Below are 13,571 nucleotides of genomic sequence, written 5' to 3'. Positions count from 1 at the left end.
GAACCAAGCTGGCCGGGCCTACCGCCGGGCTGGCGGAATGTCAGGTCTGTGGAGCTGATGTAAGACCGATGGGCGGTACACCGTCCCTTGCCGTTTGTTCGGGTCGGCTGTTGGCGGTGAAGCAGAAAGATCAACCCGTGAGGGTTGAAGCCCCCTGCTTCGGCTGGGGGAGAAGTCAACCTCACGCCTTCCCGCCGAGGGCCGCCCGGACCTCGCGTGCGAGGTCCGGGGCGTCCTCGGCCCATTTGACGGACTCGTGCCGGATCCGGGTACCGGTGTGGCGGTCCGCGGCCGCCGTCGCGACCAGCAACCGGGTCAGGGCATGGCGGACCGCGGGCTCGGGCTCGGCGGTCTTCACCCAGTCGAAGAGCACGGCCTTGGCCGTGTCGATCACGCTGCGGTCGCTCAGCGCGAACTGCCAGAGCCGGGCGATCCGCCGTTCCAGCGCCGGATCGCCCGCGGCCGACCACAGCAGCCCCGGCCACACGGCGGTGCCATGGTCGCCCGGCAGCTCCTCCACGAGCTCCACGGCGGCGACCAGGAACGCGAGCCGTCCGGTGAGCCGCCGCCGCTCATCACCGCCGGTCGCCCACTCGATCAGCCGGTCCGGCACCTCGGGGTCGTCGCGCCGCTCCTCCCACAGGTCGGTGAGGCTGGAGCAGACCGCGTCGGTCACGATGAGGCTCTCGTCCTCGCCCGCGGAGTCCAGCATCTCCAGGACGGCACCGGTGCCCTCCGCCCCGTACAGCACCTGCCAGCACCGCGCCGCCGTCGCCCGCAGCCACTCGCTCTCCTCCTCGGCCCACCCTTCGAGGGTCTTGCGGACGGCGTCGAGCATGCCGTCCTCCTTGGCGGTGACCGCCAGCGCCTCCGCGGCGGCGTCCCGCAGCCGGTGGTCCTCCGCCGCCGCCCACGGCAGCACCACCGACGCCCGGACCAGGTCGTAGGACTGGGCGGTCAGCAGCCCGGTCGCGACGGCCGTCCGGTAGCGCACCCCCTCGGCGTCGTGCGCCGCGCAGTCCCGCAGCCAGTGCAGCAGCGGCCCGCGCGAACGGTCGAAGGCGCGGAAGAAGTACAGCAGCACGTTCTCCTGCGCCTTGGTGCCGTTGAACCTGACCAGCTCGGCCGGGGCCTCGGCGCCGTGCCGGGTCGGCGCCCGGTCCGGGTAGGTGCGGGCGCCCAGCGCCTCCAGCCATTCCTCCCGGGTGTCGACCAGCGGGGCGTCCGACAGGTCCTCGGTGGTCTGGACGTTCTGCCGCGGCGGCATGAGTTCGCGGCGCAGCATCTCGGCGGCATGGGCGACCGTCTCGTACGACTCGCCGCCCAGCACGGAGATCGCCAGCCCCATGCACTGGACGGACAGGCTGCTCAGCTCCTTGAACCAGCTCCTGACCCGCTCGTCGCCGCTTTGCTTGAGCGCGCCGCGGACGGTCCGGGCCAGCGGCAGATCGCCCTCGCGGGCCCGGATCAGCTCGACGGCGACGGTCCGCGCGTGGCTCGGCGGGCCCTCGCCCGCCAGTTCGCCGTCGAGCAGCGCCGCGACCTCTTCGTCGTCCAAGATCGCGTCGGCCGTTCCGGTGCTCAGCCGCCAGGCCAGATGGCGTTCGACGATCAGTGCCCGGTTCCGGACCCGGCCCGGCCGGACCACCAGCTCGGCCACCGCGTCGTCGGCGAATGCCACCGCAGGCCCGACCGTGACGACCATGCGGCAGCCGCGTTCGCGCAGCAGCCCGGTCAGGTGGGTCACGGCGGGGGCATCCAGCTCCCTGGCCTCCGCGCGGGTCAGGTTCCGTTTGATGTAACCGCCGTCCTGGCTCAGGTCGGCGCCGGTGAGCCCGGTCAGGGCGACGTCGGCGTTCAGCGAGTACACCCGGGCCGAATCGCGCAGCAGCCACCTGGCCACCGCGTACCGGCCCTCGCCCTTGGAACCCTGGACGATCACCAGCGGCCCGTCTTCCATCGCCTGCCGCACGGCCGCGAAGTCCTCGGGCTCGACGAAGGTGTGCGCGATCTCCTCGATCACCGCGTCCGGCTGCGCCTTGATCCGTGCGCCGCCGCCGGCGGCGGGCGTGCCGAAGTGGTAGTTGATCTGGTCGCCGCCGACGGCCGTGTCGGCGCGCACGTCCGCCCGGTTGAAGCTGGACAGGGCCTCGCGCTGGTAGGCGCGGCGCTCCCGGCTGCCGCCCCGGTTGCGGTTCTTGAGGATGCTGCCGGGATCGGGGCGCGGCTCGGGCGCGGCCTCCTGCTGCCCCTGTGCGCCGCCGCCCTCCTCACCGGACTGGCCGGGCTGGTCGCGCTCGGGGCCGGGACCGGGGCCGGGGCCGTCCTGGCCGTCCTTGGGCGCGGCGCCGGGCGGGGCCGGGCCATCGCCGCCCCCTCCGGCCGGCGGGGACGCGGGCGGGCGCTCGTCACCGCTCATGGTCGCTCCCGTGGTGGTGGATGTTCAGCTGGTCGCCGCCGATGACCGGCCCGGTGGTGATGATCTTCGCCCCGGTGAAGCTCTCGCGGTGCACGGGCGGAGGCGCCCCCGCCGCGCCCGCGCCCCCGCCCGGCCCCTCCTCTTCCTTCTCCGGGACGGGACCGCCGCCGGCCGCGGCGGTGCCGAGCCGCACGTCGTTCGGGGTGCGGCCGGGCAGCCACAGCCAGGCGTCCACGTCCCGGCCGGGCTCGCGGACGCGCACCCGCCGCGTCCGCTCCGGGTCCAGCGGGATCCGCAGTGCCTCCACGGTGCCGGTGTAGATCTCGTAGGAGAGCAGGACCGCCAGCGCGCAGTCGGTCTGCTCGAGCGCCGCGAGCAGCGGGCGGCTGCGGCACAGCCAGGCGGCGAGCACCGGACCGTCCCCCGAGAAGCCCAGCGAGCTGCGTGTGGCCGGGCCGAAATGGATCGCCAGCCGCAGCCGCAGCCGCGCGTCCTCGGCGACCAGCCGGTTGTGCTGGGCGAGTTCGCTGTTCAACTCCGGGACGAACGCGCCGACCACGGCGTCCTCGGACTCGTCCAGCGGGAGCACCGACAGCTCGCCGCCTTCGGTGTCCTGCCGCCACCACTCGTCGCGCCGCAGGCCCGCCCGCTCGGCCGCGCGCGCCAGCACGTCCTCCAGGCCGCGCTGCATGGCGTCCTGGAACAATTGCGCGCGGGAGCCGTAACCCTCGGCGCCCAGGGCCAGCACGATCCTTCGCAACGTCATCAGAACAGCACCACCTTGGACAGGGCCCCCAGGGCCACCGCGAGCGTCACGAACGCCAGCCAGAGGGCCAGGGCGAGCAGCTCTTTCGGGACGAGGCCGATCGGGATCAGGAACACCCGGGCGGAGCCTCCGGCCGGGCGCGGGGCGACGGGTTGTAGACGGTCCGGTTGCTCGTCCTGGACGAAGGCGGGTTCGTAGGGGTGGTCCAGGAACAGCTTGGTGAGGAGCTTTTCGAGGGTGGGGCCGGGTTCGTCGTCGCGGAACTGCGGCAGGGCCCGGCCCAGGGCGCGACGGACGAGCGGGGGCACGTTGGTCCACGGCTCGACGCCGGCGAAGTGCGAGCCGCTGTGCTGCAGCAGCCCCCTCAGCATGGGCATGACCAGGAGCGCGAGCTGGTCGGCCGCGCGGTCGCCGAACGCCTCGGTCAGCTTGGCCACGTACCATCCGCCGGCCTGGAGGTCCTTGAACACCTCCAGGCCGCCTTCGTACGAGAGCGAATGTCCGAGCTTCGCCTTGGCGCTGATCAGGTACAGCACCTCGACGAAGCGTTCGGTGTTGTCCCGGAGCGTGTGCAGCTGGTGGTAGAGCTTGCCGAAGTCGGGATCGGCGTGCGCGGCTCCTTGCGGTGCGTGCCGCGGGGTGTGCTGGGGAGCCGCCGGGCGCGTGTGCGCGGGTCTGCGCGGCTCCGCCCGGCGCGGTGCGGGTGCGGGCGGAGGTGGAGGCGCAGGTGAGGGCGGAGGCGGCGGCGGAGGCGCGGGTGCGGGCGCGGGAAGCGGCGGCGGCGTCTCCAAGGGAGGCGGAGTCTGCTGCTGGGGCGGCGTCGGCGGTGCCGGCGGCGCCTGTGCGGCCGGACGCTGGGCGCGCCTGGCCGACCAGTACTGGCCCAGGTCGGGGACGGTCTTGAGCAGCTCGAACCGGTCCCGCAGATCGAGCCCGGCGAACCGGTCGACGGGCATGCAGCCGAGCAGGTCCGGGCCCAGCTCACCGAACGCCCGCGCCAGCCCGGCGGCGAACTGCTCGAAATAGTCGTGCCGGTCGTCCACGCCGTTCTCGCCGGACAGCAGGACGGGCAGGCGCTTTCGCGTGTTCCGGTTCCCCGGCTGGAACACCACATGCGGCAGCTTGAGGTCGCGGTCCTCGTCGCCCGCCGCCTCGAACGAGGAGAACGTGGACTGCCAGTGGTCGTCCGGCGGATCGTCCACGCCCGCCGGACGCAGGCCGTGCAGGACGGGGCCCGCGGTGTGCAGCAGCCCCCACAGCAGCGGGACGGCCGGGCCCGTGTAGAGGTTCAGGGCGTCACCGCGCGCCAGCACCGTGACCGGGGTGCCCGGATCGCGGAGCCGGGCGGCGATCAGCCTGGCCAGCCAGCCCAGCCTGTCCTTCGCCTCCCCGGTCAGAACCGGCGCCTGCGGCGCCACCTCCCGCCGCAGCCGCGCCGCGTCGAGCCGGTCGAGCGCGGCGTCCTGCTCGACCGTGCCGGGCGGCGGATCGAGGAACGAGACGAACGGGGTGCGCGACAGCAGCAGCGCCAGCTCGGGCGTGAGCACAGCCACCGGCCCGACCAGCACCCGCGCCACCAGCGCGTGCCGGCCCGACCCGGTGTGCGCGACGCGGCGGGCGTTCGGCAGGTGGCCGCGCACGATGTACGCCGCCTCGCGCGCGGAGGTGGTGAGGTACAGCCGCTGCTCGGGCGAGACGGCCTGGCTGTGCTCCCCGAGCGGCCGGACGTACTGCTTGAGCAGCAGCCGCCACCGGTCCTTGGCCTGGGACTCGAGCTGGGAGGCGGCGATCGCGGTGAGGTCGTAGTTGTCCTGCCAGCGGAACTCGATCTGGTCGATGGCCGGGCCGTGCCGCGGCGCGCTCTGGAACGTCGGATCGGACACCGCTCAGACCCCCACGTTCTCGGCGCCGGGCGCGGACAGCAGCCCCGTCATCGCCATCAGCGCGACCAGGGGGCGCAGCACGCGGCGCGGCTGGACGCCCCGCTCGAAGCTGTCGGAGCCGAGTGCGGACGCCACGTGCAGGGTCGCGCGCGTGCAGTCGTCGTACGGCCGCGTCCAGGCCCGGGCGCCGCGCTGGTGGAGGTAGGCGTACACTTCCTCGCTCTCGCGCAGCGCCGCCTCGGCGGTCAGCGTCTCGACGTCGTCGCGCAGCCAGAACGCGATCGGGTCGTCGAACTTGAGCAGGTCGGCCTTGTTGAGGACCACCGTGGCGCTCACCCGGTCCAGCCGCCCGGAGTTGCGCAGCAGATTGATCACGGTGCTGAAGGTGACGTCGTCGGGGTTGTTCCGCTCCCACAGATCGGGATCGACGACGAAGATCAGCCCGTCCGCCAGCTCCAGGAACCGCTTGGCGTTCTCGACCTCCGCCAGCTCCGAGCCGGCCACGTCGAACAGCGCCATCGGCCGGGTGGCGCCGCCCGCGACGCCGTCGCCCGACAGCACGAACCCGTCGACGAACTGGACGATGTTCTCCCGCGTGGGCGGGATCCGGCGGCCCCGCGCCAGCAGCGGCCGCACGACGTCGCGCATGTACCGCTGGTGCCGCGGCAGCTCGATCGGGTGCGTCCGCACCCCGTGGACGCCCAGGCCGCCCTGCTCGATCGCCCCGACCATCGCCGCGAGCAGGTGCGACTTGCCCGAGTTGGACGCGCCGATCAGCCCGAACACCGCGGGCGGGCCGTGCCGCCCGTAGTCGGCGGGCAGGTAGTGCTCGCCCACGGCGCCGCCGGGGTCGGGGCACTGGACGTAGGCGTTGCGCATCGCCATGGCCCGCTGCTCCGGGCTGGTCCAGGAGGCCGGGTCGAGCTCGACGTAGTCGTCGTGGTCGAGGTCGTAGCGGTAGTGGCCGAGGTCGTGCCAGGCGAGCCTGCCGAGGCAGATCGGGCAGGAGACCTGGCCGTCCGCCGGCTCGTCCGCCGCCTCCTGGGACGGTTCGGCGGCCTGCGGGGACGGGTGCATGGTCGCTCCAAGGACGGTGGACGGCCGGGACGCGGACGAGGCCGCCATCGCCGGCCGCAGCCGGTTCAGCAGGCGCATCCGCTCGGCCAGGGTGCGGCCCTCGAAGACGCCGTGCCGGTGGCACAGGGCGCGGAGGCCGTTCGCCCGGTCCTGCCGGTAGGTCTCCAGCAGCGCCCGGGCGGCGTCGGCGGTGCCCGGGTGCGGCGCCGCGGGCGGCGCGTCGGGCCGGAAGCGCAGATGGATCCCGGGCCGGTCGGGGAGCGCGGGCTGGTCGTCGAAGGTGTCGAACGACAGCTCGGGCGGCGCCGGCAGGTCGGTGGCGAGCACGCCCAGGATCTCGTCGAGCATCCACACCATCCGCGGCGCGTCCTCGCCCGCGGGGGCGGTCACCGCCTCCGCCCCGGCGAGCAGCCGCGACAGCGGGACGTGCAGCAGCCGGTAGGCCGCCCCGTGCCTGCCGCTCACGTCCGGGACGTCGCGGTGTGCGGCCAGGTCGGCGGTCCGCAGTACCTGGTCGTACGGCACGCTGGTGCGGTCCCAGCCGCGCAGCTCCAGCGCGAGCCGGACGGTGAGCAGGCGCCGCGCGCCGATCAGCAGGTGCGCGGTGGCGTTGGCGACGCTGGGCCGCTGGTCCCGGTAGACCGCGACCGCGTCGCTGCCGAACACGCTGTAGAACAGGCTGGGTTCGGGTGCGCCGCCGGGGTCGGTGCGCAGCCACGGGTCCACCCGCTCGTGCCAGAGCCGCAGCGCCGCGGGCGCCCCGAACGACCAGCCGATCGGCCAGAACCCGGGGCCGGAGTCCGCGTCGAAGGGGCTCTGCCCGGTCCAGCGGTAGACGATCTGGTGAAGCTCGTCGGCGGCCATCGCGGTCACCGCCCGAACGCGAGGTAGCCGGTCACCAGGAGCAGCGCCGCCGCGGCGAGCCAGAGCAGCACGGCCGCCCCGCCGGGACGCGACCCGTTCGCCGCCGGTTCCTTCTCCGGCGACGGCGGGGGCGGGGGTTTCGCCTCGGGTTCGGCCTCGGGCTCGGACGGCTCCGGCGGGACGGCGCCGGGGTGCTTGGAACGCCTCTGGTCGGTGAACCTCTTCCTGCCCGCCTCGAACTCCGGATCGGGGCCCAGCAGCCGGATCGGCGCGGTGCCGCCGAACCGCTCCAGGACCTCGGCCACCGGCGGCCGCCGCTCCGCCCGCGCGAACACGCCCGCCAGCCGCCGGGCCAGCTCGGGATGCTCCTCCAGCTGGGCGGCCGAGCGCAGCTCCCGGCCGGTCACCACGTAGAAGATCAGCCGGCCCGCGGCCCACAGGTCGTCGCGGTCGCCGACCGTGCCGGCCACCCGTCCGGGCCGCTGCTCGGGCGCCTGCCAGGGCGGCTCCCCGGTCACGGTGCGGGCCGTGCCGATCAGGGCGGCCTGGGAGAAGTCGGTGACCTGCGCGGTGGAGCCGTCCCAGTAGACGGTGTCGGGGCCGATCCGCCGGTGCGCGATGCCCGCGCCGGTGAGCTGCAGCACGCCCTTCAGCAGGCTGGTCTGGAAGTTCTTGTGCTGGGCGAGGAGCATCCGGCCGGCGTGCCGGCCGACCGGTTCGCCGCGCGGCGGTTCCAGGAAGGCGACCGGGGAGGCCGAGTCCGCCTCGTAGCCGATCAGCTCCGTCACCTCCGCCGGGTACGGGCCGTTCGCGTTCAGCCGGGCCAGCCGGACGCCCGCCAGGATCTCGTTGTCGAGCATCGCGAAGGCGGTGCCGGCCGTGCCGTTCGCTGTGCCGTTCGCGGGGGCGGGCGCGAGCGGGGCGCGGTCGTCGTCCCCGGACGCACCGGCCCGCCTTCCCGGGGACGCGGCACAACTCAGCCGCCGGGCCTCGCGGACGTCCCCGTCCGCTTCGAGCACCAGCTCGACGCGGCTCGCCCGCAACGGCGGCGGCGCGGGATCCGCGGGTGCGTCCAGCTCGACGACCTCGGCGCCGAAGACGTCCCCGAGCGGCGCACGGTAGTAGCGGACGGCTCCCTGCCCGGGCGGTACCGGGTCGGGCGGGATCGGCTGGGACGGCTCGGTCAAGACTCGTCTCCGTTCAGCGAAACGGCACCCGGGTCGCCCATGACGGGGACGCCGGGCGCACCGTCGTCGTCGGTCCAGCTCCAGGCCACGACCCGGGCCCGGAACGGGACCAGCCGCAGCACCCCGCTGTGCGCGGCGGCCGGCAGCCAGACCGTGTCGGCCGGGACGGAGCCGTGGAAGGCCGCCCGCCCGGCCCGCGGCGCGTACCGGATCGCGCGGGGGCGGCCCGGCGGCACGTCCAGCAGCGGCAGGTCGGCCGCCCGGCACAGCTGCCACATCACCCCGGCCGGGTCGTACGCGGCGGCCCGCACCAGCCGGCCCAGGTCCGCGCTGGAGTCGGGCACGGGGGAGACGTCGCGGTCGGAAGCGAACTCCGGCGGCTCCGCCGGGCCGTGCTCGACCACGTGCTCGCGCCATTCCGCCAGCAGGTCGTCCGCCCGCCCGGAAGCCTCGCGGGCGTGCGCGCCGGTGCCGAGCCGGTGGTCGCCCAACCGGTCCAGCGACGGCCGCAGCGCCGTCAGCACGAGATCGGTCATCTGGCGCCGCACCGCCGCCTCGTATTCACCGTCCGGCGCGCCGGGCGGCCCGGTCAGCTCCCGGTCGAGCGCGGACGACTGCTTCCGCAGCGACACCTCCACGCCGTCCACCGCGGCCTGGAACCGGCTGAGGGCGTCCAGCGCCGTCGCCCGGGCCCGGATGCCGGCCCATTCGGCCGCGGCCCGGCCCAGCAGAGCCGACAGCTCGTCCAGGCAGCGGACCGCCCTGGCCAGGGCGTCGGCGGGCCCCCACTCGTCCATCCGCAGCCGCCACGACAGCACGATCGCCGTGATCGCGGCGACGGCGGCCAGCGCCCCCACCACCGGCCAGGCCAGTGCGGGCACATCCGCCGAGCCCGGCGCCCCGGCGCCGCCCGCCCCGGCCATGCCCCCGCCGATCGCCCCGGCCAGCCCGGCGAGCAGGTTGAGGGCCAGCGCGTTCGAATGGGCCGTCAGCGGACGCGAGTTCGGCTCGCGCACCACCGTGAACAGCACCAGCACCATCCACAGCACCGCCGCGAACATGCCGCCCGCCACGCCCGCCGGCATGCACCCCGCCAGCGCGCTCACGGCGGCGCCGACCAGCGGCAGCCACCGCTGCGGGCCGGGGAACGGCACCGGGGCGCGGAGCCGTTCGAGCAGGTCGTCGGGCAGGACGCGGCGCAGCGCGGCTTCGTGCCCGCCCGCGCGGCCCAGCTCGTCGGCCCACTGCCGCAGGCTCTCCCGCACCCGCGGCAGCGACGCCCCCGCCCCGGCCAGCCAGCCGTGCGCCGAACGGTCCAGCGCCCGCCCGATCTGATCGGCGGCCAGCTCCTCCTGCCGCGGCAGCAGCAGGCCCCGCTTGGCGATCAGCCGCTCCGGCGACTCGTGCAGCGGCACCTCCTGCATCAGGCCGCGGACCAGGTCGCGCAGCGTCCCCAGGCGCTCGGCGACCTCGGCCAGCGCCGCCCGGAGCGGGCCGCCGGGCAGGAACGGCGCCCGCCGCCCCGCCAGCGCCGCCGCCACATGGTCGGCATCGGCGATCGCGTCCCTGGCGGCCTCCTCGGCACGTGCCAGCGGGCCGTCCTCGACCAGGTCGGCGGGCGCCGCCCCGGCCGGGCGGCCCGGCAGGTCGTCGCCCAGCGGGGGCAGCGGCTCCTCCGCGCCCGGGTCGGCGAGCATCGACCGCACCGCCGCCCGCAGCGCCACCAGGAAGTCGTCGTCGCGGACGCCCGCCGCGTCCGCCGGCCGCAACGCCGGGCACGCCGCCCCGTAGGGGATGTTCTCCAGCAGCTCGGTCGTCCGCCGGAACACCTCCGGCACCTGGAGCAGCTCGATCAGCCGGGTCAAGCCCGCCCCCGCCGCCGCGCCCCGGTGGTGCTTTGCCGGCGCGGACGCCCGGTACGGCCAGTCGATCCCGGACGGATCGGGCACCCACAGCGCGGCCCGCTCGATCGTGCTCGGCAGCGCGATCCCGTCCCGTCCCGGCTGCTCCCCGGTGACCACGCACAGGTGCCGCCCCACCATGCGCGCGGTAAGGAGCCTGTCGAAGGCGTCCCGGTGGGACAGCACCGATACAGCGTCGTCGACCAGCAGGACGAGGGTGGGGTCCTGCTCCCGGTCGTCGATCAGCTCCTGGGTGCGGTCGAGCGCGGCGGCCCCGTCCGTGTCGCGCAGATCGTGGACGACAACGCGCTCCCTCATCGCCCACCGTCCAGGTACAGCTCCTCCAGCGCGGCCAGGTTCGCGAAGGCGATCTGCGGGCCCTCGAACTCCAGCCGCCGCGCCGCCGGCAGCGTCACCGCCCAGAAGTCGCGCATCTGCCGGGCCCGCGCCAGCGCGGAGGAGTGCAGCCCGGCGAGCTTCTCGTCGATGTAGGCGATCTCCTTGTCGGCGAGGTCGGCCAGCCGGCCGTACAGCTCGGACGGGGGCCGCGGGTTCCCCGAGATCCCGTCCGGCACCTCCCGCATCAGCCGGGCGCAGAACTCGCGGCGGATGCCCTCGTCGTCGGCGAAGGTCCACTTCTCGTACGCGCGCAGCAGGCTGGCCCACGACGACGCGTACACCAGCGGGGTCAGGTCGAGCGTCATCGTCACCCCGCCCGCCAGCGTGATGGTGATGCTCTCGGGCGAGTCCGGCTCGCCGACCGTGGCGACCTTGCCGTTCCACATCGCGCACAGGAGGTGGTGCAGGATCACCGTGCGGTGCTCCTCGTGGGTGGCCAGGTAGCCGGACCGGTAGCCGGTCCGCTGGCGCCACATCAGGTAGTCCTGCGGCTCGGGCGACTCGCTGGCGTCCGCCCAGGTCCGCAGCACCTCGCGGACCTCCCGCACGTCGGTGACGCCCATCGCGGTGCGGAACAGCACCACCGTGACCGTCTCGGTGCTGGTCGGCTTGAACTCGTAGTGGATGTCGCGCCCCGACGGCAGCGTGACGACCTTGCGCAGGTACTCCTGGATGGCAGGGTTCTCCTCGGGCGCCGCGTACGACACCAGCACCTTCAGCTGCCCGCTGCCCTGCGGGGTGAAGTCGGCCGGCACCAGCCCGACCAGCTTGCTGCGGAAATCGCGCAGCTCTTCCTCCTGGAACCGGCCGGTCGGCTTGGCCGCCTCGGCGAGCAGCTCCTGCAGCGTCGGCAGGATCGGGGAGCGCCCCGACCCGCCCTGCCGGAGATAGATCTTGATCCTTCCCTTGACCCGCTCGCGGAGCTGGCTCACCGCCAGCGCCACGTTGTTCTCGCAGGCCAGCGTGTAGGCCTGCCGCCACGCCTCCGGCCCCACCAGCTCCTGCAGCACCTCCGACTCGGTCGCCGCGGCCTGCAGCACGCCCTCGGCGACCAGCTCCTTTTTGACGAAGGCCAGCACCCGGTCGTAGAACCGCTCCAGGTTCCCGCCGGGCGGCAGCAGGTACGACACCCCCACGCGCGGCTGGTAGAGCTTGGCCTCCTGCTCGGGGAAGTCGTCGAGGTCCCGCCGGGCCTCCTCCTCCAGCGCCTCGTTCAACGCGACCAGCGGCGTCTCGGCCCGCTCGGCGTGCTGCTTCCAGCGCGCCGCGAGCGTGTTCCACGGCTCGGTCCACAGCACCTGCGTGCGCCACTGGTACCAGGCGTCCTGCTCCGCGCGGGCGTCCTCGACCTCGGGGTCGCTCCACCGCACCCGCACCGTGCCGAGCCTGCGGTCGCGCATCTCGGGCACGCCCGGCGGCGCGTCCCGCAGCCCCTTCGGCGCGGTCGGGGCGGTGCGCCGCCGGTGCATGATCCCGATGACGCCCAGCCGGTCGGCCTCCGCGGCGAACCGCTCGTCCCCGGTCAGCACCCGGCGCAGCCGGAACGGGTCGAACCGCCCCAGCAGGTGCCGCGCCGCCGCCGGCGGGTCGAACCCGGCCACCAGCTCGGGCACCTTGTCGTCCAGGTCGCGGCGCAGCCGGCCCAGCCCCTCCCGCATCGCCTCCACCCGGTCGGCGAGCGCGTTCTCCACCGCGCGGCGGCCCAGCGCCGGCTCCGGCTCGGCGTGGTCGGCCGGACGCCGCTCCAGGATCTCCCCGATGCCGGCGGTGACCATGAACTCCTTGATGTACGGGGTGTTGCGCTCGGTGGCGGGCAGCGGCTCGGCCAGCCCGGTCACCCCTGCGCGCAGCAGCCGTCCCGCCACCACGTCGGCCAGCTTGTCGACCGGCACCGTCAGCGAGGTCACCAGCGCGGTCGACACCCCGCGGTTGCCGATCCCGTTCTCGGCCTGCACCTGCCGGTCCACCGTGCCGTTGATGAAGCTGTCGGCGAACGACTGGTACTGCTCGCCGTCGGGGTCGCGGCCCTGCTCGAACTCGGTGCCGATCAGCGACAGCACCAGCGACACCACCGACCGGCGCAGGTCGCGCGGCTCGGCGCCCATCGGCCGGCTGAACAGGAACGCGGTCTGCACCGTGCCCGGGCCCAGCTTGACCCGCCCCTCCACCGGGTAGTGCACGGCGACCTCGCCGGAGTCGATCGGCGTCTGCGACTCGTGGCCGCGCAGCGTGCGCGTGCCCGGGTCCGCGTTCTGCTGGTCGACCAGCCGGAACAGGTCCAGCACGGAGCGGCCCGCGTTGAGCCGGGCCGGACGGCCGCCGCCCACGCCCTCGTCGAACGCCGACGGCATCAGCACCAGCGGGTAGATCCGCGGCTTGAGGCCCGAGTGCGAGAACCGCTCGCCGATCAGGTGCAGGTAGTCCCAGAAGATCCCGGCGCCGGTGCCGCCGGCGACCGAGAACGCGACGAACACGTCCACCGCCGGGAGCGAGGGCGTGCGGCCGCTCAGGTGGAACAGGTCGGTCTTGACCTGGCCGCCGGCGAGCTTGTCCAGCGCCTTGCGCAGCTCGATGGTGGCGGGCTTGATCCCGCCGCGCAGCGTCTCGAACAGCGCCGCCCGGCCGATGGTGGGCAGCTGGCCGGCGCCGCGCTGCAACGGGGTGACCCTGGGCTCGCCGCGTTCGGGCGGCAGCCAGTCGGCCACCAGCCGCTCCGCCGACATCCGCAGGCTGATCGCCACCTCCGGGTAGCTGTCGGCGCGCGGCACGAGCGACCGCGCGTAGTGCGCCGTCGCCTCCGCCGCCGGGACGTGCTGCGGCCCGGGCACCACCTTCAGCGGCAGCCGGTCGAGCTCCCCCTGGTTGACGTCGGCGTACACGAACTGCACGCAGTCGGGCAGCTGGTAGCGCAGCGCGTCCTCGCGCCTGCGCATGAACGCGGTCCCGTCCGGCCCGCAGATCTCCTCGCGCAGCCTGCGTTCGAGCTCGGCGCCTATCGCGCAGCCGGTGCCACCCAGCCCGACGAACAGGAAAGGCTGGTAGAGCTTCATCTGATCCCCTCGTGCTTAGAACTCT

Annotated in this window: 7 protein-coding genes; all 7 read right to left on the bottom strand. The window is 74.7% G+C overall.

Translation table 11 applies throughout. The annotated features are described in order from the left end of the window. Positions 1 to 181: 181 nt before the first annotated feature. The 7 genes from ABD340_RS26450 to ABD340_RS26420 are packed head-to-tail and all read right to left on the bottom strand — an operon-like array spanning position 182 to position 13,546. Positions 182 to 2,419 (bottom strand): hypothetical protein, encoded by a 2,238-nt coding sequence (locus ABD340_RS26450; protein ID WP_344592454.1) that lies wholly within the window; start codon positions 2,417 to 2,419, stop codon positions 182 to 184. Then, entirely contained in the window at positions 2,409 to 3,185 is a 777-nt protein-coding gene (locus tag ABD340_RS26445) for a hypothetical protein (protein WP_344592452.1), read from the bottom strand. Before ABD340_RS26445 ends, ABD340_RS26450 begins: the two co-directional genes overlap by 11 nt. After that, positions 3,185 to 5,068 (bottom strand): hypothetical protein, encoded by a 1,884-nt coding sequence (locus ABD340_RS26440; RefSeq protein ID WP_344592451.1) that lies wholly within the window; start codon positions 5,066 to 5,068, stop codon positions 3,185 to 3,187. The genes ABD340_RS26445 and ABD340_RS26440 overlap by 1 nt, the downstream gene beginning before the upstream one ends. 3 nt (positions 5,069 to 5,071) lie before the next feature. Next, entirely contained in the window at positions 5,072 to 7,018 is a 1,947-nt protein-coding gene (locus ABD340_RS26435; RefSeq protein WP_344592449.1) for a hypothetical protein, read from the bottom strand. Further along, positions 7,015 to 8,196 carry a protein kinase family protein gene (locus ABD340_RS26430; RefSeq protein ID WP_344592448.1) on the bottom strand — a complete coding sequence of 394 codons (1,182 nt, stop codon included), beginning with the start codon at positions 8,194 to 8,196 and terminating at the stop codon, positions 7,015 to 7,017. Before ABD340_RS26430 ends, ABD340_RS26435 begins: the two co-directional genes overlap by 4 nt. Next, positions 8,193 to 10,415: a hypothetical protein gene (locus tag ABD340_RS26425; protein ID WP_344592446.1), complete on the bottom strand. Its 2,223-nt coding sequence runs from the start codon at positions 10,413 to 10,415 to the stop codon at positions 8,193 to 8,195. The genes ABD340_RS26430 and ABD340_RS26425 overlap by 4 nt, the downstream gene beginning before the upstream one ends. Continuing rightward, positions 10,412 to 13,546 carry a tubulin-like doman-containing protein gene (locus ABD340_RS26420; protein WP_344592444.1) on the bottom strand — a complete coding sequence of 1,045 codons (3,135 nt, stop codon included), beginning with the start codon at positions 13,544 to 13,546 and terminating at the stop codon, positions 10,412 to 10,414. The genes ABD340_RS26425 and ABD340_RS26420 overlap by 4 nt, the downstream gene beginning before the upstream one ends. Between the last annotated feature and the right edge of the window lie 25 nt (positions 13,547 to 13,571).

The sequence above is a fragment of the Actinomadura vinacea genome (assembly GCF_039532545.1).
Lineage (GTDB): Bacteria > Actinomycetota > Actinomycetes > Streptosporangiales > Streptosporangiaceae > Spirillospora > Spirillospora vinacea.
The sequence above is the reverse complement of the archived record's forward strand: the minus strand, read 5'-3'. Positions and strand labels throughout refer to the sequence as shown.